The organism is Variovorax flavidus (assembly GCF_030317145.1).
Taxonomy (GTDB): Bacteria; Pseudomonadota; Gammaproteobacteria; order Burkholderiales; family Burkholderiaceae_C; genus Variovorax; species Variovorax flavidus.
On the sequence record NZ_JASZYE010000002.1, the window covers coordinates 323,543 to 345,949 of the forward strand.

18 protein-coding genes are annotated in these 22,407 nt (G+C 61.9%); 12 read left to right on the plus strand and 6 right to left on the minus strand.

What is annotated here, in order from left to right; genetic code table 11:
• Positions 1-8 precede the first annotated feature (8 nt).
• The 12 genes from QTH90_RS12155 to QTH90_RS12210 all read left to right on the plus strand — a co-directional run bounded on the left by QTH90_RS12155 (position 9) and on the right by QTH90_RS12210 (position 15,590).
• Positions 9-608 carry a GspH/FimT family pseudopilin gene (locus QTH90_RS12155; RefSeq protein ID WP_286664806.1) on the plus strand — a complete coding sequence of 200 codons (600 nt, stop codon included), beginning with the start codon at positions 9-11 and terminating at the stop codon, positions 606-608.
• An 81-nt stretch (positions 609-689) separates the two neighbouring features.
• Positions 690-1,073: a type IV pilus modification PilV family protein gene (locus tag QTH90_RS12160; RefSeq protein ID WP_286664807.1), complete on the plus strand. Its 384-nt coding sequence runs from the start codon at positions 690-692 to the stop codon at positions 1,071-1,073.
• Positions 1,070-2,227, plus strand: coding sequence for a PilW family protein (locus QTH90_RS12165; RefSeq protein WP_286664808.1), 1,158 nt, complete (start codon positions 1,070-1,072; stop codon positions 2,225-2,227). Before QTH90_RS12160 ends, QTH90_RS12165 begins: the two co-directional genes overlap by 4 nt.
• A gap of 2 nt (positions 2,228-2,229) precedes the next feature.
• Positions 2,230-2,910 carry a pilus assembly protein PilX gene (locus QTH90_RS12170; RefSeq protein WP_286664809.1) on the plus strand — a complete coding sequence of 227 codons (681 nt, stop codon included), beginning with the start codon at positions 2,230-2,232 and terminating at the stop codon, positions 2,908-2,910.
• Between the two features lie 50 nt (positions 2,911-2,960).
• On the plus strand, positions 2,961-6,827 hold the full coding sequence (locus QTH90_RS12175) for a pilus assembly protein (RefSeq protein WP_286664810.1): 3,867 nt from the start codon (positions 2,961-2,963) through the stop codon (positions 6,825-6,827).
• 134 nt (positions 6,828-6,961) lie between these two features.
• Positions 6,962-7,435 carry a type IV pilin protein gene (locus tag QTH90_RS12180; RefSeq protein WP_286664811.1) on the plus strand — a complete coding sequence of 158 codons (474 nt, stop codon included), beginning with the start codon at positions 6,962-6,964 and terminating at the stop codon, positions 7,433-7,435.
• Positions 7,429-8,052: a prepilin-type N-terminal cleavage/methylation domain-containing protein gene (locus tag QTH90_RS12185; RefSeq protein WP_286664812.1), complete on the plus strand. Its 624-nt coding sequence runs from the start codon at positions 7,429-7,431 to the stop codon at positions 8,050-8,052. The genes QTH90_RS12180 and QTH90_RS12185 overlap by 7 nt, the downstream gene beginning before the upstream one ends.
• Positions 8,052-8,474, plus strand: a complete 423-nt coding sequence (pilV, locus tag QTH90_RS12190) for a type IV pilus modification protein PilV (protein ID WP_286664813.1) — start codon at positions 8,052-8,054, stop codon at positions 8,472-8,474. The genes QTH90_RS12185 and pilV overlap by 1 nt, the downstream gene beginning before the upstream one ends.
• Before the next feature lie 11 nt (positions 8,475-8,485).
• A complete protein-coding gene (locus QTH90_RS12195) occupies positions 8,486-9,661 on the plus strand; it encodes a PilW family protein (protein WP_286664814.1) in 1,176 nt (391 codons plus the stop codon).
• Positions 9,658-10,263, plus strand: coding sequence for a pilus assembly PilX family protein (locus QTH90_RS12200; RefSeq protein WP_286664815.1), 606 nt, complete (start codon positions 9,658-9,660; stop codon positions 10,261-10,263). Before QTH90_RS12195 ends, QTH90_RS12200 begins: the two co-directional genes overlap by 4 nt.
• Before the next feature lie 19 nt (positions 10,264-10,282).
• Positions 10,283-14,515 (plus strand): PilC/PilY family type IV pilus protein, encoded by a 4,233-nt coding sequence (locus tag QTH90_RS12205; protein WP_286664816.1) that lies wholly within the window; start codon positions 10,283-10,285, stop codon positions 14,513-14,515.
• 139 nt (positions 14,516-14,654) lie between these two features.
• The gene (locus tag QTH90_RS12210; protein WP_286664817.1) at positions 14,655-15,590 is read left to right on the plus strand and encodes a glycosyltransferase family 2 protein; all 936 of its coding nucleotides are present in this window, start codon (positions 14,655-14,657) and stop codon (positions 15,588-15,590) included.
• 45 nt (positions 15,591-15,635) lie between these two features.
• On the opposite strand, the gene QTH90_RS12215 is transcribed toward QTH90_RS12210, so the two are convergent.
• The 6 genes from QTH90_RS12215 to QTH90_RS12240 all read right to left on the minus strand — a co-directional run bounded on the left by QTH90_RS12215 (position 15,636) and on the right by QTH90_RS12240 (position 22,377).
• Positions 15,636-16,874, minus strand: a complete 1,239-nt coding sequence (locus QTH90_RS12215; protein WP_286664818.1) for an oligosaccharide flippase family protein — start codon at positions 16,872-16,874, stop codon at positions 15,636-15,638.
• Positions 16,875-16,949: 75 nt separating this feature from the next.
• Positions 16,950-17,909 (minus strand): hypothetical protein, encoded by a 960-nt coding sequence (locus QTH90_RS12220; RefSeq protein WP_286664819.1) that lies wholly within the window; start codon positions 17,907-17,909, stop codon positions 16,950-16,952.
• The gene (gene glf, locus QTH90_RS12225) at positions 17,899-19,005 is read right to left on the minus strand and encodes a UDP-galactopyranose mutase (RefSeq protein ID WP_286664820.1); all 1,107 of its coding nucleotides are present in this window, start codon (positions 19,003-19,005) and stop codon (positions 17,899-17,901) included. Before glf ends, QTH90_RS12220 begins: the two co-directional genes overlap by 11 nt.
• A gap of 64 nt (positions 19,006-19,069) precedes the next feature.
• Positions 19,070-20,308 (minus strand): glycosyltransferase family 2 protein, encoded by a 1,239-nt coding sequence (locus tag QTH90_RS12230; RefSeq protein WP_286664821.1) that lies wholly within the window; start codon positions 20,306-20,308, stop codon positions 19,070-19,072.
• A gap of 141 nt (positions 20,309-20,449) precedes the next feature.
• Positions 20,450-21,622 (minus strand): hypothetical protein, encoded by a 1,173-nt coding sequence (locus tag QTH90_RS12235; protein ID WP_286664822.1) that lies wholly within the window; start codon positions 21,620-21,622, stop codon positions 20,450-20,452.
• On the minus strand, positions 21,619-22,377 hold the full coding sequence (locus QTH90_RS12240; protein WP_286664823.1) for a hypothetical protein: 759 nt from the start codon (positions 22,375-22,377) through the stop codon (positions 21,619-21,621). Before QTH90_RS12240 ends, QTH90_RS12235 begins: the two co-directional genes overlap by 4 nt.
• Positions 22,378-22,407 lie beyond the last annotated feature (30 nt).

The following is a 22,407-nucleotide window of genomic DNA, read 5'->3' on the forward strand; positions in this document are numbered from 1 at the left end:
GACCCGCCATGAAGCAGCGCGGCTTCTCGCTGATCGAACTGGTCGTCACCATGGCGGTCCTGGCGCTGGTGCTGTTCGCGACGGCGCCGAGCATCGGCGCGTGGCTGGACAACTCACGCATCCGCAACGCCGCGGAATCCCTGCAGATCGGGCTGCAGACGGCGCGCAGCGAAGCCGTGGGACGCAACCAGAGCATCTCGTTCTACCTCGTCTCCCTGGCCGACCCCGGCGTGATGGACAACAGCTGCGCGCTGTCGGCCAGCAGCGGCTCCTGGGTCGTCAGCGCGGCATCGCCGGACACGCATTGCGCCAATGCGCCGTCGACCAGCGTGGCACCCAAGATCGTGCTCAAGCGCGCCGTGGGCGATGGCGGCGGCAAGGTGAAGGTCAGCGGCCTGCAGGCGGATGGAACCACGGGCGGCACCACCGTCACGTTCAACGGCTTCGGGCGCGTGGTCAACGCGGACCCGATCGCCCGCATCGACATCACCGGGCCGAACGACGGCGCCGCCTACCGCAACCTGCAAGTGCGCATCACCAGCGCGGGCGCGATCCGCATGTGCGATCCGCATGTGCCCGCGGATTCCACCGATCCACGCAAATGCTGAGCACGGAGCGACGAGATGCACGGCTTTCACAAACATCGGCGCCCTTCGCTTCCCAGAAGAACGGGGAGCGCGCCCCGCGGCGTGGCGCTGATCGAAGTGCTGGTCGCGATGCTGATCTTCATGCTCGGCGTGCTCGGCCTGATCGGCATGCAGGGCTCGCTGACGCGCTCGCAGACGGAATCGAAGATGCGCGCCGATGCGGCCTATCTCGCCAGCGAGGTCATCGGCAGGATGTGGACCGACATCAACAATCTCACGGGCTACGCGGGCGATGACAGTTGCAGCGCCGCGGGTTGCACCGAATGGCGCAGCAAGGTCACGCAGATGCTTCCGGGCGGCGGCGCGGCCATCGCGGTCGATGAGGCGACCGGCGACGTGTCGGTCACTGTCACGTGGGCCTTGCCCAACGGCGACACGCACAAGTACGTGACGCAGACCACCATTGCGGGCAAGACGGCTGGATGACCATGCTCACCCCCAGCCTTCGCAGATCTCGCGGCTTCACGCTGGTGGAAGTCATGGTCGGGCTGCTGCTGGGCCTGCTGACCACGCTCGTCATCAGCGAAGTGCTGACCATGTCGGAAGGCAAGAAGCGCACGCTCACGATGGGCAGCGATGCGCAGACGAACGGCGCGCTGTCGCTGTACACCCTTCAGCGCGACATTCAGGCGGCGGGCTATGGCACCGCCAATGAGCCAGCCGCGCTGGGCTGTCCGATCAAGGGGGAGTTCAGGGATCCGGCCGCGCCCGCGGGGACGCCGTCGATCGCCTTCACGCCGACGCTGGCGCCGGTGGTCATCGAGGACGGCGCTGGCGGCGCGCCGGACCGGATCACCGTGCTGCAAAGCCGCACGCCGGGGTTTTCGGCGCCCGTCAGCGTCACGCACGCGCATGCGAAGACCGACGAGTTCTTCGTGGTCAAGTCGTCGCTCGGCGTGGCGGCGGGTGACTTGATGATCGTCGTGCCCGCGGGCGGCGGCTGGAGCGTCGACAACTGGTGCACGGTGTTCAGCGTCACGGACGACGGCGCCTCGCCGGCCACCAACACCACGCTCAACTTCCAGCACGTGCCGCACGTGTCGGGCGGCACCAGCAAGTGGAATCGCAGCAGCGTCTTCCCGGATGCGGGCTACCCCACGCAAAGCTACCTGCTGAACCTCGGCACGATGTCGCTCAATACCTACGAGGTCGACGCCGAGCGCAACCTGGTCCTCACCACGCGGACCGCTGGCGCGGCGTCCACCGCCTCGACGACGCTCTACCCGCAGATCGTCAATCTCCAGGCGATGTACGGCAAGGACACCACCGGCGACGGCATGGTGGACGCCTACGACACGGTCACGCCGACCACCGCCATCGGTTGGCAGCAGGTGCTGGCGATCCGCATCGCCGTGGTGGCACGCAGCAATCAGTACGAGAAGGACGAGGTCACGCAGAACGAACCGCTGTGGGACGTGGGCGCCGGCACCACCATCGCCGGCACCGTCAATTGCCACAGCGGCAGCAAGTGCCTGACGCTCGGCATCAGCGCCGTGCCCGACTGGAAGCACTATCGCTACAAGGTCTACGACACGGTGGTTCCGCTGCGCAACATGCTGTGGAACGCGGCAGGGAGCTGACGATGGACGGCCGCCACCACCCGAACCCAAGGCAGCGCGGCGTGTCGCTGCTGTTCGCGCTCCTCGCGCTGGCCGCGCTGTCGCTCGCGACGCTCGCGCTGGTGCGCTCGGTCGACACGGGCGGACTGGTGCTGGGCAACATCGGCTTCAAGCAGGACGCCACCGCTGCCGGCGACCAGGCCACGCGCCAGGCCGTGGCCTGGCTGAAAGCCAACATCACGTCTCTCCAGAACGATGCGGCCACCAATGGCTACTACGCCAGCACCAAGGAGCTGAACGTCGACAAGACGATCACGCGCGTGGACGCCACGGGACAGCAGTTTCCTGCGGACCGCACCCGCAAGCTGATCGACTGGGACAACGACAGCCGCTGCGACTACGCGAGCGCCGGCACCTTTGCCAGCTGCGCGCTGAAGACCGTGAGCGTCGACGACATCAACGGCAACAAGACGCGCTACGTGATCTTCCGGCTCTGCGCATCCTCGGGCGATGCGAACGACGACCTCAACAACAGCTGCTCCAAACCGCTGAGCGGTGGCGGCGGCTCCTCCAACAAGGGCAGCATCTCCTACGGCCGGCAGCCGATTGCCGGCGGCTCCAGCCCCTACTACCGCGTCGTCGTTCGCGTGCTCGGCGCGCGCAATACGGCCAGCTTCACCGAGTCCATCGTCAGCTTCCAATAGGGTCATCTGCCATGAAAACGCACCCCACGCCATCCTCAGGGCGCGCGTGCTTGCCCCGGCGGAATGTCCTTGCGCAATGGGCCGTCGCGCTCGGTGTCTGCGCCGCCGCATCCGTTGCCTCGCCCGCACTTTCCGCGGAAACCTTCATCCTCGACGAACCGCTGGCAACACGGCCCAACGTCAAGGCGAAGCCGAACCTGATGTTCATCCTGGACGACTCGGGAAGCATGGCTTCGGAGTTCATGCCCGATGCCATGAGCGACACCGGCACCTACGGCTATCGGTCTGCGCAATGCAATGGCGTGGCCTACGACCCCGCCGTCATCTATGCGCTGCCGCTGGATTCGACCGGCCAGCCCCTGGCGACGCCCAACTTCGCGGCGGCGTGGACCAACGGCTTCGCCCAATCGGGCAGCACGAATCTCAACGGCTCCTCCGAGACCATTACCACCATCAACACGACGAGCAGCGTCGCGACCGGTACGGGGAACAAGAACTTCGTCTTCACCGGCAGCGGGTTTTCCGCCACCACCTTCACGGTGGGCGAAACCATCACGCTCAGCGCCAGCAGCGGGAGGTCGATGACCGGCACCGTCTCGGGCTGGAGCGCCACCAACTTCAACACGAGCGGCGTCAAGACGCTGGCGGTGTCCGTCTCGTCCGTGACGGGCAGCGGCTCGTCCTCGACCTGGACCGCGACCCGGTTTCCGGGCAGCTACTACTACAGCTACACGGGCACGCAGGCCCGGATGAGCTGGGCCTACACGAGCACGGGCCCGGTGCAGAACACCTTCTACAACGAGTGCCTGAGCACCGTCGGCAACTCGCCGGGCAGCGGCGTGTTCACGAAGGTGACCGTCAAGAGCACCTCGGCCGATGCCCAGAACTACGCCAACTGGTATGCCTACTACCGCACCCGCTCGCTGTTGATGCGCACGGCGGTGGGCCGCGCATTCAAGTCGCTGGACGACGGCTATCGCGTGGGCTTTTCGACCATCAACAGCAGCACGGATGTCACGACCGGCGACGGCTTTCATCCGGTGGACGACTTCGGCACGGCGCAGCGGGCATCGATCTACACCAAGCTCTATGGCGCCGCCGCGAGCGGCGGCACACCGCTGCGAGGCGCGCTGTCGAAGGCGGGCCGCTATTTCGCGAAGGGCTATGCCGGCCAGACCGACCCGGTCCAGTATTCGTGCCAGCGCAACTATGCGCTGCTATCCACCGACGGCTACTGGAACAGCGGCGGCAGTGTCGAGAACGCCAACTACGGCCCGCGCGATCTCGGCGGCAACCTCGTGGCCAACCAGGACGGCACCGAAGAACGCCCGATGTTCGACGGCACCACCACGACGGCGGTCACGACGCGAACGCTCTACATCGTCGGCACGCTCGGTTCGTGCCGCCGCAGCGGGGTCAACCGCTACGCCGTCACGGCGCAGCCGCAGACCTTCTCCGGCGGCGCCTGGTCCAACAGCGGCGCCGGCGAGGACAGCTGCGTGGTCGGCGCGACCGTCATCGTCAACGGCAAGACCGCCGCCGACCTGGCGGGCAAGAGCGAGGCCAGCGCCCCGACCACCACGGCGGTCACCACCGGCGGCTCATCCGACACCCTGGCCGACGTCGCCGAGTACTACTACAAGACCGACCTGCGCACCGAGGGCCTCGGCAACTGCACGTCCGTGGCATCGGGCACCAGCCAGAACGTCTGCAGCAACATCCTCAAGCCCAACGGCCGGGACACGGCGCCGCACCAGCACATGACGACCTTCACCATCGGTCTGGGTGTCGGGGGCACTTTGACCTACGACAGGAACTACCTGACGCAGACCGCGGGCGACTACGTCAACCTCACGAATGGCACGGTCACCTGGCCCGTGCCGACCACCACCATCACGGGCAGTTCGGGCGACGCCCGCAATGTCGACGACCTCTGGCATGCCGCCGTCAACGGGCGCGGGCAGTACTACTCAGCCCAGAACGCGAGCCAGCTGGGCGATGCGATCAGCGGCGTCGTCAACACGATCATGGAAGAAAACGGCTCCGGCGCCGCCGCATCGACCAGCGCGCTGGAACTGGTCGCGGGCGACAACAACCAGGTCTACCGGGCCAGCTACACGACCAAGACCTGGACGGGCGACATCCAGGCCTTCACGCTGAACGGCGAAACCGGCGCCGTCGGCTCGACACCCCTGTGGTCCGCGCAGGCCAAGCTCACCTCGGGCACGACGCCGAGCGCGCGCAAGATCTACTACCGGCAACCCACCGCCACGACGACGCTGCGCGCCTTCAACTGGACCAACCTGAACGCGGACGGCTACGGCGCCTCCTTCAGCAGCCTGTGCTCGCAGACCCTGGTGGCCTCGCAGTGCGCCAGCCTCACGACAGCCGAACTCACGGCGGCCAATTCGGGCACCAATCTCGTCGACTACCTGCGCGGCGTGCGAACCTTCGAGACGGCCAGCACGGCAAACAGCACCACGCGCGGGCTGTATCGCCCGCGCACCGGCGTGCTGGGCGACATCGTCAACGGTGCGCCGGTCTTCGTCGGCAAGCCGCCCTTCACCTACGCCGATGCCGGCTACGCGGCCTTCGTCAGCGCCAAGGCGAACCGCAAGCGGGTGGTCTATGCCGCGGCGAACGACGGCATGCTGCACGCCTTCTCGGCCGCCACCGGCACCGGCAGCGACGGGGGGGCCGAACTCTGGGCCTACGTGCCGAGCGCAGTGCTGCCCAACCTGTACCGGCTGGCGGATGCCAGCTACGAATCCCGGCATCGCTATTTCGTGGACGGCCCGCCTGTCGTCGGCGACATCAAGGTCGGCACCACGTGGAAGACCATCCTCGTCGGCGGTCTCGGCAAGGGCGGCCGGAGCTACTACGCGCTCGACATCACGGACCCCGCGAGCCCCCTGCCGCTCTGGGAATTCACCGACACCAACCTGGGCCTGAGCTTCGGCAACCCCATCATCACCAAGCGCGCGGACGGGACCTGGGTGGTTGCCTTCGCATCGGGATACAACAACGTCAGCAACGGGGACGGCAAGGGCCACCTGTTCGTGCTGAACGCGAACACCGGCGCCAGGTTGCTCGACATCTCGACCACGGCCGGCAGCACGACGGATCCGAGCGGGCTCACCAAGATCAATTCGTGGGTCGACGACCCCTCGGACAACACCTCCAAGCGCTTCTACGGCGGAGACCTCCAGGGGAATCTGTGGCGTTTCGATGTCGACAACCTGGTCGCGCCCAACCAGGGCGCGCTGCAACTGGCCAAGTTCCAGCTCAGCGCCACGACGCCCCAGCCGGTGACGACCATGCCGGAAATGGCCGAAGTGGCAGGCAAGCCGGTGATCATCGTGGGCACCGGGCGCTACCTCGGCACTTCGGACATCGAGGACACGGCCCAGCAGAGCATCTACGCGGTCAAGGATTCGCTGGCAAACACCGGCGTGGGCGATGTCCGCCTGAGCAACAAGATGGTGCGCCAGACCTTCACCCTCACGGGGGACATCGCCAACATCACGAGCAATCAGGTGAACTGGGGGACGCAGGATGGGTGGTGGGTCGACCTGCCGCATTCCGGCGAGCGGGTTGCCGCAGACATGGCCCTGCAGTTCGGGACCCTTTCCATCGATACGGCCATTCCCAACGGGGACGCCTGCAGTTCGGGCGGCTCGTCCTGGCGCTATTTCCTCAATGCGGCCAACGGCAACGGGTTCGAAAACGTTGCAGCCGGCGGTCTATGGAGTGCAAACGCGCTGATCGTCGGCCAGAGCTGGGTGAAGCTGGAAAACGGCGAGACCCGCATCATCCGGCAGAGCAGCGACGGCACGATCAAGACCGAGAGGCCGCCGGGTGGCGGCGGCTCGGCCGGGGTGCCGCATCGCAACTCTTGGCGTGAGTTGGCCGATTGATTGGTGCGAAAGTACGCATTTTTGGCGCTTGTGGGTGACGAAAGGATGTGAGCCGCTGACAGGCGGCGGGCTGGCTTCGGGCATTCTGGTGACAATTTGTCACTTTCGTAATGAATCAGCCCGAGGTCCTCACAGTGCCAAACCGCCCCCAGTTCCGCGCCCGTTCGGAAGGTTTCACGCTCATCGAGGTGATGATCACCGTGGCGATCATCGGCATCCTCGCCGCGGTTGCCTATCCCAGCTACACCGACTATGTACGCCGCGGGCAGGTGGTCGAGGCCACCAATGCGCTTGCCACCATGCGAGCGAACATGGAGCGGCATTTCCAGGACAACCGCACCTACGACACGGTCGGTACCTTCACCTCGCCCTGTGAAGTCGACGCATCAGCGCGGACTTTCGGCAACTTCGTGATTTCGTGCACCGATGCGGGCGCACCCAGCGCGACCGCCTATGTGCTCACGGCCACCGGCAGCGGCCCGGTCAGTGGCGCCGCCTACACGATCAATCAGGTGAACGCGCGCGGCACGACCGGTGTACCCACCGGTTCGGGCTGGACGAGTTCCTGCACCTCCGCGTGGATCTTGAAGAAGGGACAGGCGTGCTGAAGCGCATGACGCGCCCGCGGCTCGCGGGCTTCACGCTCATCGAGATGCTCGTGACCATCGTCCTCATGAGCATCCTCATCGCGCTCGCCATGCCATCGATGAGCGCGTGGATGCGCAACGCCAGGATGCGCACGGTGAGCGATTCGCTTCAGAACGGCCTGCGGCTCGCGCAATCGGAGGCGACGCGTCGCAGCCGCCAGGTCGTGTTTTCGCTGACCAACGACAAGCCGACGGCCGTGGGCCACACGGCCGTGGAGGACGGCAGGAACTGGGCGATCAACACGGTCCCGGCCATGACGGACGCAGGTGAAACCAGCGAATTCGTCGAGGCCGGCATCATGGCCGACGCCAGCACCGGCATCCAGATCGATGGGCCTTCGGCGATCTGCTTCAGCTCCATCGGCCGAATGGTTCCCAACAGCGCGCCGGGTGTGACCGGCGCCACCTGTGCGCTCCCGACCGGGACGCCGCCCGTGCAGGCCTTCGACATCACCGTGACCGGCGCGGTCGCCGGAGTCGACCGGCGGCTGCGCGTGCTGGTGGCGCTGGGCGGACAGGTGCGCCTGTGCGACCCGGACAAGACGCTTTCCAACGATCACCCAGACGGTTGCCCCTGATGATGAAACGCGAACGACCTCCTCTTGCCAACCGTCAGGGCCAGGCGGGTGTAGCCATGCTCGAAGTGCTGGTGTCGGTGCTGCTTTTCTCCTTCGGCATTCTCGGGCTCATCGGCCTGCAGGCACGCGCGGTCAGCTTCTCGGTCGACGCCGAAGACCGCAATCGCGCGGCGCTGCTGGCGAACGAGATCGCCAGCACGATGTGGATCACGCGTTCCGTCACCGTCGACGTATCGGACGGCTCGTCCTGGCAGACCCGGATCGCGGACCCGAGCAAGGATGGCCTGCCGGGCGGCGAAATCAGCGTGACGACTGTCAGCGGCACCACCAACAGCGCCGACATCGAAATCACCTGGCAAGCGCCGTCGCGCGGCACCAATGACCCCAACAAGCTGCGCACCCGCGTGGTCCTGCCGCAATGAGGCGCCTCACCATGTCGATTCGAGCCTCCCAACGCGGGCTGACCCTGGTCGAGTTGCTGGTCGCCATGGCGATCGGTCTGGTGGTCACGCTGGCGATCACCAGCGCGCTGACCATGGGCGAATCGCACAAGCGCTCGACCACCTCCACCAACGACATGAACCAGTCCGGGGCCTACGCGGCCTATCTGCTGGACCGTGCCGTGCGCAGCGCAGGCTCCGGCTTTGCCCAATCGTGGGACCTGGGCGTGTTCGGATGCAAGCTCAATGTCTCGCGCAGCGGGACTGCCATCCTGCCGCGCTCCGGCGGTGCCTTCCCCGCGCCCTTCGCCGGCTTCCTGGGCGGCGACGGCGCGACGAACCAAGGCAATCTGCGCATGGCACCGCTGCTGATCGCCAACGATCAGTCGGCGGGCGGATCGGACGTGCTGGTCGTGATGAGCGGCAATGGATCCTCCGGCGACGTGCCCCGGCCGATCCGGGCCAGCGGCGCCACTGACGAAATCGTGCGCGTGGACAACACCGTGGGCTTCAAGGCAGCCGACATGGCGCTCGTGAGCCAGAGCGGCACCACGGACTGCCTGGTGGAGCAAGTGCAGACGGGCTTCGCGGACTCCGCCAACAACGAACTGCTGCCGTTGGCCGGCACCTACTTCACCGCCGGAACCGGCACCACGCTGGCGGGGCTGGCCACGGGCGGGTCCGCCTACCTCACGCCGCTGGGCAACGCGAATGCAGGCAACGTGCAGTTCCAGCTCTTCGGCGTCGGCGCCAACCGCACCCTGTTCAGCTACGACCTCTTGCGCAGCAACGGCACCGATGCGGCTCAGGCCATCGCCGACGGCGTCATGGAGATGCATGCGCTCTACGGGATCGACAGCGACAACAACGGCGTCTTCGACGCCTGGGTCGCGCCGGACGCCACGGGCTACGACATCGCCACCATGATGACCACGCCTGCCAAGGCGCGTCAGGTGGTCGCCGTGCGCGTGGCCCTGGTGCTTCGCAGCGCCAACATCGACTCGAAGGACGTCTCGGCCACCATCCCCGCCCTGTTCAGCGACACCACGAGCCCACGCGCGGCTGTGGCTCTGACCGGCGACGCCCGGCGCTACCGCTACCGCGTTGTCGAATTCACCATCCCCCTCCGCAACATCCTGCTGCTGCCCGTAGTGGCGCCCACGCCATGAAGAACCACACAAACCTGGCGCGACCGCGCGAGCGCGGCGTCGTGCTCCTCTTCTGCCTGATCATCCTGGTGGTGCTGCTCGCGGGCGGTGTCGCCGTCATGCGCTCGATGGACACCGCACTGTTCGGCGCCGGCAACCTCGCCTTCAAGCGCGACCTGGTGAACCAGGGCGAACAGGCCGCGCAGGAAGCATTGAAGCTCTTCAAGAACTCGGGTGCGTTGTCGGCCGCCGGAGCCGACAGCGCGAACGTGGTCGGCTCCAACTACAGCGCGGTGCAGCTTGCCACCAATGACAAGGGCATCCCCACCATCCTCCTGGACGACGACACCGCGTTCGGCAGCGTGGGCCGGGTGGCCAACGACATCACGCGCGACGGCGTGAAAGTCCGCTACGTGATCGATCGGCTGTGCAACGCGACAGGCGCGGCTTCGCCCCAGAAGTGCGTCTTCGCGCCGTCGATCACGGAAGTGCGCGGCGGCAGCGTTCAGGAATCGAAACGGCCTCCGCCGCCGGCGGCGCTCGTCTATCGCCTGAGTGTGCGCGTGGACGGTCCGCGCAAGACGCAGGTGTTCCTGCAGACCTCATTCACCAAGCCGGACTAAGAAAAAGAGCAGGCGCAGCATGAACCCTACCTCCTATCTCCCATCCCACGCCCTGCGCGCAGCGGCCGCGGCCGCGTTGATCGGCTTGCAGGGAGCCGCGGGCGCCGCGAGCCTTGCGGACCAGCCGGTGTTCGCCAGCTCCAACGTGCCTGGCAACATGGCGCTTGCCTTGTCGGTGGAATGGCCAACCGCCTCCCGGACCGCGCATACCGCCACCTACGCGAGTACCTCCATCTTTCTCGGCTACTTCGACCCGGACAAGTGCTACACCTACCAGTACAACGCCGCGCGCAACGACACCGACACTGGCGATACCAGCTACTTCGAACCGACCGGCATCGCCGCTGCGCGCCGATGCACCGGCACCAACGACGCGATGTGGAGTGGCAACTTCCTCAATTGGGCGGCGACTTCCACCATCGATCCCTTCCGCTGGGCAATGACCGGCGGTCGTCGCGTCGTGGACTCGGTGAACGAGACGATTCTTGAAAAGGCGTGGCACTCGGGCCAGGGCCTGTTCGACGATCGCAATCTGCCACAGGCGGAGATCGCAGGCGCCACTCCGTTCAACACCGCGACGAACCTGCGTATCAGCATCAATGGCAAGGGCTTTCGCATGCGCTTCAGCCTCATGCCGATGCAATCGTTCCGGGGCGAATACTTCAACAACAGGACCGTCACCGGTGGCGCTGTTGTCACGCGCACCGGCGACACCGCAGACTACGCGTGGGGCGGGAGGCCGCATGACAACACCAGCATCAACGCCGACAACTTCTCCGTCCGCTTCACAGGCACCTTCACGGCACCGACAACCGGAAACTATGTCTTCCGCACGATCTCCGACGATGGTGTGAGGCTATGGATCGACACGACGGCCTCCAACAATTTCACCAACGCCAACCGTGTCATCGACAACTGGACCGACCACGGCGCAACCGAGAACACGAGCGCGTCCGTCGCCTTGACGGCCGGGCAGAGCTATTCCGTCAAACTTGAACACTACGACCTCAATAGCAGCGCCGAGATCAGGCTGTTGTGGCAGACCCCATCCTCGCCGGGAATTTTCAAGAAGTTCGCCAATCCGCTCGACAGCACGGGCGCCACGCCTTATCAGAATGCGTTCACGAACGATGGCGTCTATGACCTCACCATGCGCAACAAGGTCTGCGACCCCAACGCACCGGGTGGCGTCGAGACCAACTGCAAGCAGTACGGAAGCAACTGGAAACCCGAAGGGCTGGTGCAGAAGTACTCCCAACGAATGCGTTTCAGCGCCTTCGGCTACCTGAACGATGCCAGCGATCAGCGTGATGGCGGCGTGCTTCGCGCAGCCCAGAAATTCGTCGGTCCCACCGAGCCGGTGCCGGGTTTGCCCGACAAGGACAACACGGTCAAGGAATGGAGCGCCACCACCGGCGTGTTCGACCCCAACCCCAACGCCGGCGATGCCACCGCGACCACGGCGGCCACCGGCATCCCGATCACCAACAGCGGCGTCATCAACTACCTGAACAAGTTCGGCCAGTTGCTGCCGGGCAACTACAAGAACTACGACCCGGTGAGCGAGATGTACTACGCAGTGCTGCGCTACTTCAAGAAGCTGGGGAACATCAGTACCTGGAGCGACATCGGAGGGCCCAGTACCGACCCCACGACCATTCAGCGGCAGACGAAGTTGCTCGATGGCTTCCCGGTCGTCACCGGCTGGAAGGACAAGGATCCGATCCAGCATTCCTGCCAGCGCAATTTCATTCTGGGTATCGGCGACATCTATACCCACGTCGACAAGAACGTGCCGGGCAACAGCAGCTCCTACCGGGACCGCGAACCGGCCTACCCGGCCTTCTCGACCGAGACCGATGTCGAGACGGTCAACGCCATCACGGCGACCAACAAGGTCGGTGAACTGCAGGGCTTGGGCAACCTCGGCAACAGCAACAGCTACAGCGGACGCGAGAACTCCGCGTACATCGCCGGTTTGGCCTACGACGCCAACACAGTCGACATCCGCCCCGACGTCAACGACAAGCAGACCGTGCAGACCTACTGGGTCGACGTGCTCGAACAATCCTTCCAGTCGAACAACCAGTTCTACCTGGCAGCAAAGTACGGCGGCCTCAAGATCCCCAAGGGGACGATCTTCGATCCGTACACTGCCACTGCCGACGCGATCCCGCTGGACTGGTGGTCGACCTCCGGAGAGACGCTGACCGATACGCGTCCCAACCCGGACACGGTGCAGCCACGCCCCGACAACTACTTCACCGCCGGACGGCCCGACACCATGGTCGACGGCCTGACGCGCGCGTTCCAGGCCATCGTCAACGAGATCAAGGCATTCACCACATCGTTCTCGCTCTCTACGCTCCAGGTCGCATCGACCGGCGCTGCCTCCTACGCCACGCAATACGACGCTGACGGATGGACGGGCGTGCTCACGGCCAGCCGGATCACGTTCAGCGACGACGGCACGCCCAGTGGGACGGCCGTGTGGTCCAGCGCCGACGGCTTCGCTTCGCAACTGGCTGGAAGCGGCTGGAACACCAGCCGTCGCGTGGTCACATGGAACGGCACCACCGGGGTGCCCTTCCGCAGCGGCAATCTCACGAGCGCCCAACTCGCCGCACTCGACACAGTCTGGGCCACCGGCGACGACAGTGCGAACTACATCAACTACCTCCGAGGCGACCGAACCAACGAAAGGAGAACGGCGATCGATACGACGCGGCCGTATCGCCTGCGTCGCTCGCTGCTCGGCGATATCGTCGACGCCAAGGTGGTGCCCGTCGGCCCCCCGACCATGACCTTCTCCGAGGCAGCGAACCCAGGTTATGCGGCTTTCAAGACCGCCAAGGCAAGCCGACCCACGATGGTCTACGTGGGCGCGAACGACGGCATGCTGCACGCCTTCAACGGCGACCTGGACGGCACGGGCACCGAGCAGTTCGCCTATGTTCCGAGCGCGCTGTTTTCCGGGCCGAGCAGTCCCGCAACCCCGCAACTCGACGGCCTGGCCCAGTTGGGCAACCCCAACTACGACCACCGCTTCTACGTCGATGCCACGCCGCAGTCCTTCGACGTCGACTTTGGCAACACGAGCGGCAACTTCTCGACCACCCGCGACTGGCGCACGATCCTGATCGGCGGCCTCGGCAAAGGCGGCAAGAGCTTCTATGCGCTCGACATCACCGACCCCGGGACCGCGACCACAGAGGCCATCGCCAAGACCAAGGTCCTCTGGGAGTTCACCGACCCAACCATGGGCTACAGCTTTGGATCGCCGATTGTCATCAAGACCAAGAAGTACGGCTGGGTCGCGGTGCTCACTTCAGGCTACAACAACAGCGACGGCAATGGCTACATCTACTTCGTGAACCCGCGCAACGGCCTGTTGCTCGAGAAAGTGCAGACCGGCACGAGTTCACGAGGCCTGGCGCAGGCCACCGCCTATATCAAGGACTTCGCTGACGGAACCGCGGACGCCGTCTATGCCGGCGACCTGGACGGCCAGCTCTGGCGCTTCGACGTCACCGCCGAGCGCAGCGCCCCGGGCGCCTATCCGGCGCCGCTCATGCTGGCGACGCTGACCAACGGCTCGGCGCAGCCGATCACTACGCAGCCGCTGGTCGAAATCGACCCCCGCAGCAAGAAGCGCTATGTGATGTTCGGCACCGGGCAATTGCTGGACACGATCGACATCAGTTCGTCGGCGCCGCAGGCCTTCTACGCCATCCTCGACGGGAACGTGAACACCTTCGGCACCAGCGCCCAGCTACCGTCAGGCGTGAGCTACCCGCTGACGCGCGACAACCTGACTGCGATTTCCAACACCAACTTGACCAGCGGCACCGCCAACGACTTTGTCGACAAGCTCGGCTGGTACGTGGACCTGGGCGTCAACGTCAATGGCGAGACGCGGGTTGGTTGGCGCATGGTCGTGAACCCGACCGCGTACAACGGGCTGGTGGCGTTCTCCAGCCTGCTGACCACCGGCAACGCGTGCAGCCCCTCGGGCCAGAGCCGCATCTACGCGATCGACTTCGCAAAGGGCAAGTCGGTGCTGACACCGGATGGCGCCGCGTTCAACTTCTACGAACACGCGATCACCGACCTGAAGTTCCTGGGCGTCGATCGACACACGCGGCTGGTAGCCGGGGACGTGGAAGGAGATCTGAAGAAGGTGGGTATTGGAGAAGGGGCCGGGAATACGTTGCGGCTGTTGAACTGGCGGGAAGTGCCGACGGTGGATTGAGGAGATATCGAATGTGCTTCCGTCGGACAAGACTTCGGTGCGGTCCGACTCCTGAACGGCGCCAGCAGTCGCTTTTTGCCGTGACCACTGGCTGACCCACGGGCGTGAAGCGATACTGAGCTCACTCGACTGTCTTCTCATGAAAATTGTTGTCTTGATGTCGACATGGCAGGGGGAGCGCCATGTGGAGGAGCAAATCCGCTCCATCTTGGCCCAGCTTCCTCCGGGTGGGAGCATCCTGGTGCGGGACGATGGCTCCTCTGACACGACAGCGCAGCGGATCGAGAGCTTTCGGGATCCACGAATCACTCTGATCCGAGGGCCGAATCTCGGCTTCGTGCGGAGCTTCTTCGCACTGCTCGATGCAGCGCCTGACGATGCGGACATCGTCATGCTCAGTGACCAGGACGATGTCTGGTTGCCCAACAAGATCGCGCGTGCCGTAGCCCATCTACGACCGCTGGGTGACCAACCGGCGCTCTATTGCTCTCGGCTACGACTGGTCGATGAGGCTCTTGAACCGCTGGGACTGTCACCGGAGTGGAAACGCGCACCGTCCTTCCGCAACGCGCTGACAGAAAACATCGTCACTGGGTGCACTTGCGCAATCAATCGTGCAGCTTTGCCGCTCGCCCAGCAGTACGGAGACCCCGACGCCATCTACTTTCATGACTGGTGGCTGTACCTCGTCATCGCGGCCTTTGGCCAAGTCATCGTCGACCGTGAACCGACGATCCTGTATCGGCAGCATGGTGGCAACGCGATCGGCATGGGATCTGGCGCCAATCGGTATCTGGCAATCCTGCGCTTTCTGCGCAGGAAGAACTGGGTTCACATCATGTTCGACCAACTCGACAACTTCCGCGTCGTCCACGGTGCACGGCTCAGCAGGAAAGACCAGCTTCTGCTCGCCAGGTATTTCGAACCTCGGCAGCCCGCTGCGATTGCGCGACTGTTGTTGTCGCCCATACGGTTTCGCCAATCGTTGATCGGCGACGCATTGCTCCGCTTGCTCGTGCTGGGAAGCTTGGTGAGCGGGCGCGGGCTTGTAGCGCACTCCGCCAAGCACACTTGAAGCTGGCGAACTATTGCGGCGCTTGCCTTGAACTCGAACACGTGCTCATGGATCCTTTCGGAGAACTGTCAAGATCGCAAATCGCCACATCGCTGCGCAGACCAGGAGTTCAGTCAACAGCAGACATTGGGCTGCGCCGAGCTCAGCGCCCAACTGAACGAATGGCCATATGGACGCAAGACTGACAGCCCCGGCCATCATCAGTACACCGTTGAATTGCTTGATCTTCTGATTGGGCAACAGGATCTGCAGCGATGCTATCGAGGACATCGACACCACGAACGGCAACGGCGACATCCATTTGAGTACGCTCGTCGCGGGCACGAAGCTTTGGCCGCCGACCAAGTTGACGATCAGTTCCGCACCGAAGAAGAGCACGATGCTTGCGGCGCCGCTGACCCCGGCAGTCGCGACGATGGACCTGCGGAGAAGGATGCGCGCACCACGACGGTCGTGCACGAAAAGGTGACTCATTCGAGGCAGGAGTGCGGTGAACGCTGGCTGCATCGCGGAGGTTGCCGCCGCGCGTGCCTTGTCGGCAACATTGAAATACGCGGCCGCAGTCGCGCTCGACAGTGCGCCCACGGCCAGCGCCGGAAGGACTGTGTAGAAGCTCACGAAGATCGTCGATACGAAGACCGGAAATCCGTCCTTCGCCGTCTGCAGGAGTTCGGTGCGACTTGGAGCACTCCACCGCACGAGGCCCTTGCGCAAGATCCACCAAGTCAGCGTCGCATTCGTTGCTGCCAATGCGCCCCCGTAGATGACGAGCGCCAACGCAACGTCTCCAGGCCCATCCACGAACACGAATAGCAGAACGAGCGCAAGCAGATTTGCGAAGCCCTGCGAAATGGCCACTGCGTTCATCCGCTCGAGTCCGAGCAGCAACCACGTCGGTGCCGCCGCACTTCCGATAACCATTGAAAAGCCAGCAATGCATAACCAGAGACTCGGTCGAAGCGCTGGAATGCAAAGCAGGAGCGTCGCGAGGAGCACCGCGACGATCGCGACCAGCAGCCATTGCAGCACCCAAGTCCTCGAAAAAATCGCGGAGACCTGAACTTCGGACGCCCTCGAGGCAGCGATTTGTCGAGTTGCACTCCATAGGAAGCCAAAGTCGACGAAAAGTATGCAGTAGCGCATCGCGGCCTGCGTCAGCACGAACTCTCCGAAACTCGAAACGCCCAGAACCCGCGCCATGAAGGGCACGCTCGCCAACGCGATCAGGTGGCTGGCTACCTGAAAGAAACCAAGCGAAGCGATGTTGCGGGTGAGAAGGGACAAGAGAATTGAAGGCCCAAAACCTATGGCCGCACCATTTGTCGAAAACAATGACCGTCCGCTTGTAGCAGGACAGTGTCAGGTGAACAACCTTGAAACGCCGGCGGTAAACCGAAGTCTGTCGCCGGAAATCGATTTTCGATAGCTCTCGAATCTTTCGGACTGATTTGAAAATTCGCCAAATACCCCGGATGCCACGCGCTTGAACTTCTGAACGAAGTCCGGAGCTGTTTCGTCGATTTTATATTCTTCCGGAATAGCGATATCAACGCTGTTTTCCGCCGCACCCTTTCTGCCGGTGATGACACAGCAGCCGGCAAGAGCAGCCTCCCTCGGGAGCCGATCGCGGCCAGGATGATGCCCGAAGTCTATGTAGAGCATCGTGGACGACAACAAGTCGTTTACCTCCGATGCCGACAATCCTGATATGGGAACAAATTGCCACTCTGGACATTGGGCGATCAGCTGTCTCGTAACCTGAGCTCCCTTTTTCGGATTATACGCGATAGCATTTATGCGCCTGCCCTCGTCCGATTTGACGGGAAGGCTGGCGTGCGCGCGATTCAGATAGTCGCCAAGAAATTCTGCATCAATTCCTCTTTCGCGCAGGTGCTCGATTGCATACTGGCTTTGCGCAAAGTGTCTGAACGGACGAAGCAATCGGAGAGGTCGCCGGACCAGTAATCCGCCAACCATTCGCGTCAGCGCATCGGGGACGAATGACAGAATATTCGGCAAAGCATAGTAATTGTCTACCGATAGCCACCAGATCGCGACGCTGGCTCTTCGGATTCTGCGGCTTATTTTCGTACCTGACTCCGGCAAAATCACGAGATTTTCGGGCTCGTCTTCAATTTTCGATTGGAGAACGTTGTACTTGCGGTACTCCGGAGGAACATCGAAGGCTTTGCCAAACGGGAAATAGCAGATATACGCATCTCGCCCGGCCTCTCTCAATTCCGACACCAATTGATGAAGCACTTCCGGCCCCCCCGTGGTGACGCCGCCGGGACACACTACATACGTCTTAGTTGGCATTGATGATTGAACTCGCAGTTTTCAGGGCGGCTGCAACGACTTGATCCATGTTGTAGTAGCGATACTGCGCCAATCTCCCGACAAAATGCACATTCTCCAACTGATCCGCAAGAGTTTCGTACTTTCCATACAAGACGCTGCTTGCAGCCGTGGGCACCGGATAGTACGGAGAACCCACGTCACTTGGATATTCGTAGACTATCGAAGTTGAATTGCTTTTCTGGCCCGTCAGGTATTTGAATTCGGTGATTCGAGTGTAGTCACCGTCTTCCAAATCAGGATAGTTGATAGTACCTGAAGGTTGAAACTCTTCAACTCCTTGCAAATGCTTGTGCTCGAAGCGAATCGATCGATAAGGCAACTTTCCAAATCGACAATCAAAATACTCGTCGATGGGGCCGGAATAAACAACCGCCGTGTATGAATCGACAAGCGCCGACTCGAAGGCGGTGTTCAAGCTCAGCGTGATCCGCGGACTATCTATCATTGCCTCGAACATTTTCGCATAGCCTTCCGCCGGCATCGACTGATAGGTATCGGTGAAGTACCGAGAATCAGTGTTTGTCCGGAAAGGCACCCTGGCGGCCACTCCGACAGCGAGTTCGCGCAAATCCCTGCCCCACTGCTTCTTCGAATAGCCGCGGAAAAATCTGTCGGCGAGGTCTCTGCCAACAGTTGAGAAGAGAAAATCCTCACTATTTTCGATGTTTCCATTTGCGATGGCGACAGACGAAAGATATTCCGCTATGCCGCGCTCGCTCAGATCCCAACCATAAAGGCTGTTTATCGTTGTCCTGTTGATCGGGATGGGATAATTCTTTCCTCCATGCCTCGCGAGAACGCGGTGCTCGTAATCTCGCCATCTCGTAAAATTGGACAAGTACTGGTATACTTTTTCGCTATTCGTATGGAAGATGTGCGGGCCGTACCGATGAACCAGGATATCTCCTTCATCTCGCTCATCGTATGCATTTCCGGCAACATGCGATCTCTGGTCAATTAGATCGACCGACCATCCATCGGCAGCCAATCGCTCCGCGCAGACGCTGCCCGCAAATCCCGCTCCCACGACGAGTGCGCTCCGGCTCTTTTTCATCTTGGCTTCTCAATGAGATCTTGGAAAAACGTCGAAATCGGATACTGACGTTCGGGATTATTTCTCAACGGGCGGCGATCGCGGGAAGGTCCGCCTCATTCGTGCGAAGGTCGAAGGCACTGCGAAGCGCCGCGAAGAAGATGGAACCCAACAGCGACTGCGTTCCCATCAGGAGCAGCGCGACGCCGGGAATGATCTGCCGCATGGCAGTTTCCGGGTCCAGCACTCCGAAGCCCGAACGACCCCATTGCCAGGTGAGGCTGGCACACAACGCAAACCCTACGAGCGCAGCCAGCGCTCCACCGGCTGGCAGCCCTGCTCCACAAGCCATGCGCAGAGCCCATTGCTCGCGCGGATGGGGGGTGTTCAGACGCGCACAGTGGCGGGCAAGCACCGCGCCCATGGCGAAAAGCATGGTTTGATAGCCCAGCACCATTCCCGCGGCGGCGAAGAGCTGCGTATGAATGCCAACTGGCCAACGACCTATCCCGGCAGGGTGGAGGTTTGTAAAGAGAAGCTGCGCGAAACCGATCACGGCAAGCGCAAGGCCTGGATACAGGAACAGCCATCGCGGCGTGAACAACAGGAGAAACTGCAGGTGCCGCCAGCCGTCACGCCAAGTACGCAGATGTGGAGGTCGGTCGCGCCCGTCCGGCGACAGGATGGTCGGGACCTCGGCGATGCGCAGACCATGCAGCGATGCCTTGACGACCATCTCGCTGGCGAATTCCATTCCGTGGCACCGCAACCCCAGTTGCAGGATCGCCTGGCGGTCGAAGCCGCGCAGACCGCAATGAAAGTCCCCGATCTTGGATTTGAAGAACAGTCGCCCTATGAAGCTCAGCACCGGATTGCCGAGATAGCGGTGCAGCGGCGGCATAGCGGCGGGCCGGATACCGCCTTGAAATCGATTGCCCATCACGAGCTGTGTTCCGCGGCGCAACTCGGCAATGAAAGGCTCCAGCGCATCGAAGTCGTAGCTGTCGTCGGCGTCACCCATGACGATGTAGCGACCCTTTGCCGCCGCAACGCCTGCGATCAGCGCTGCACCGTAGCCTCGCACAGAGACATCGATAACCCGGGCCCCACAGGCCGCAGCAATAGCCTGCGAACCATCAGTCGAACCGTTGTCAGCTACAAGTACCTCGCCCCTGACACCCGCACGCGCCAAAAATTTGGTCGCCTTCGAGATGCAGGTCATGAGCGTCCGTGCCTCATTCAAGCACGGCATGAGGATAGTCAACTCGAACAGCGATGCGCCCGACGGCGCGGAAAGATGCCCAGAGCTGATCATGGAAGTCATTGTCGAAATCAAGGCCGCACTATCCAAAGTTGAACTCCGAGTTTTCGGAAATTTACCCAAACTTGCAGCACTACTATTAAGACCGCAGGGCTCCATAAATATCAGTAGAAAAAAATCTAAAATGCCATATTGCAGTGAGAATTAATTCTCGCCGAACAGTGATTGGAAAAAAGTCCTCCTGATGCGCGTGCAATCTAAACGTATTGAATTTTCTCCAGCCTTGCGAAGCACTACAGGATTGAGTTCATTGTAGTATTTATAGGCCACCTCGCCCGATCTGTACACATAGAGTCGCATATCTGAATCCGGATAGTCGAAATATACAAGGTCAACCTTCGCCGTTGGGGCGCCTCCCCCCGGCTTGAAAAATCGAGAACATTTTGACTCAATTTCTCTTGAGACCATCATGGCTTGCGGCCATACATCTGGGACTGGCGGTGCAATTACGGAGGGATCGAATTTTGTATCACAAAGCCAAAATCCCGGTGCACCTCTGACGGTGTCCACCGGATGACTAAATTTCACGTCGAACGTCGGGCCGAACGCCCTAGCAACCACCGGCCTACACTTATCTTCGGATGCAATATTCAGATGATGTTCCGAAAGTTCATGATTGATGTTGCTGATCACATTTTTTGGGGGGTGTCCATTTGCATCGGACAACCCAAAGTAGTTGGGATAAATTGTTTTTATGTCGATTGATTCGCGAAGCAGTCTCTGAAGATTTTCGCGACTCTCACCTTCCGCACCCTTTAGAAAGCTGAGATTTACCCATCGCGAGTCCGCGGGAAACGATGGCGCAATAATTGAATAGGAAGGCGTTGCAAGAGTAAGGAATGTCGCAGTGGTTCGCTCCGCCTCCGGTAGCTCCATGGAAAATGGCGGCGCACTGTCCCAGTCGGCCAAAGCCCAAGCGCGCAAAGGCTGTGCGGTGCCAATTAACCAAATCTGAACCACCAGCACCAGCGCGAGTGCCGAGCCCTTGAGGAACATAGAGAGTGGTAACCTCCAGAGTAATGCGACACATACGGGCCCGGCAAGTACCAAGATAGGCAAATAGTATCTGCCATTTCCCGAAGTCATTAGCCACGCGACAAATGTCACGCAAAAATAAGCCAGCACGCGACCCATTAAATCTGGTTTGTTTTTAGAATTTTTTGCCTTTATACACAAATAAATCAATGCGAGCATCACGATCAATGCAAATCGGACATCTGGGGTGCGGATTTCTGCATAGATGTTAGCGTCCGGCAGTGCCATTGCGAACGGCCTCAGCAACCCATCGACGATGTCATCCGGGATGAATCGAATCATTTCAGCACCGCCCGCAGAAGTGGATAGTAGGGATCTCCAAATTGGCTCCACATTTTCCAGCCCCAGTATCCGTACGCCAGCAAATATCCACAAAGAGACCAGAGTGCTAGCAGGAAGATGCGTCGCGCGCGAAAGCTCTCGACGCAGTGAAACCAGAGGATCGGGAACGCAACGGCGATGACAATATTGCTGACCTTGAATCCGACCGAAACTCCCATCAGGAACGCGGCCGCCAATCCGAAATTTTTCTCATCGCCAATTTCGGCGCGCTGGTAGCCGATCAGTGCCAGTGCAATCGCCCACAGCATCGGCAGGCCGGCGAAAAAATCGTTAACAGTCGTCGTAAATGTTGATAGCACCAACGCGCTGGAAAATGCTAGGAATACGGCCCCAAACCTAAAGATCAACGCAGTCCAGGACCTTTCAGCGACGAGGCTGTTCGATATTAGCCATACAGCGGGAATCGCAGTCGAATTCAACGAAATTACTGCCACTCCGGCAACAGTGCCCGAAACGCCGCGACTGTAGAGCTCATAAATTGGAAGGTACAAATATGGATATTGATAAGATTGCGACGCAGCAGGCCACAGGTCCAAATGCAGCCGCGATTGATGCGCCATCCACCCAAGATAGATATGATGATTGAGAGCATCCCAGCTAAATCCGAACGCACCAAATCTAAGAAAGATCAGAACCATTAGCGCCCAAGCAAGCAGCGTGATGATTGCGACCTCGCATTTTTCGGACGGAGGCATTCGATTCTTAATTGCTAACGGCATCATCGT

Coding starts and splice junctions, on each gene's coding strand:
- QTH90_RS12155 (WP_286664806.1), top strand. CDS start 9: ATGAAGCAGCGCGGCTTCTCGCTGATCGAACTGGTCGTCACCATGGCG.
- QTH90_RS12165 (WP_286664808.1), top strand. CDS start 1,070: ATGACCATGCTCACCCCCAGCCTTCGCAGATCTCGCGGCTTCACGCTG.
- QTH90_RS12170 (WP_286664809.1), top strand. CDS start 2,230: ATGGACGGCCGCCACCACCCGAACCCAAGGCAGCGCGGCGTGTCGCTG.
- pilV (WP_286664813.1), top strand. CDS start 8,052: ATGATGAAACGCGAACGACCTCCTCTTGCCAACCGTCAGGGCCAGGCG.
- QTH90_RS12195 (WP_286664814.1), top strand. CDS start 8,486: ATGTCGATTCGAGCCTCCCAACGCGGGCTGACCCTGGTCGAGTTGCTG.
- QTH90_RS12200 (WP_286664815.1), top strand. CDS start 9,658: ATGAAGAACCACACAAACCTGGCGCGACCGCGCGAGCGCGGCGTCGTG.
- QTH90_RS12205 (WP_286664816.1), top strand. CDS start 10,283: ATGAACCCTACCTCCTATCTCCCATCCCACGCCCTGCGCGCAGCGGCC.
- QTH90_RS12210 (WP_286664817.1), top strand. CDS start 14,655: ATGAAAATTGTTGTCTTGATGTCGACATGGCAGGGGGAGCGCCATGTG.
- QTH90_RS12220 (WP_286664819.1), bottom strand. CDS start 17,909: ATGCCAACTAAGACGTATGTAGTGTGTCCCGGCGGCGTCACCACGGGG.
- glf (WP_286664820.1), bottom strand. CDS start 19,005: ATGAAAAAGAGCCGGAGCGCACTCGTCGTGGGAGCGGGATTTGCGGGC.
- QTH90_RS12230 (WP_286664821.1), bottom strand. CDS start 20,308: ATGACTTCCATGATCAGCTCTGGGCATCTTTCCGCGCCGTCGGGCGCA.
- QTH90_RS12235 (WP_286664822.1), bottom strand. CDS start 21,622: ATGATTCGATTCATCCCGGATGACATCGTCGATGGGTTGCTGAGGCCG.
- QTH90_RS12240 (WP_286664823.1), bottom strand. CDS start 22,377: ATGCCTCCGTCCGAAAAATGCGAGGTCGCAATCATCACGCTGCTTGCT.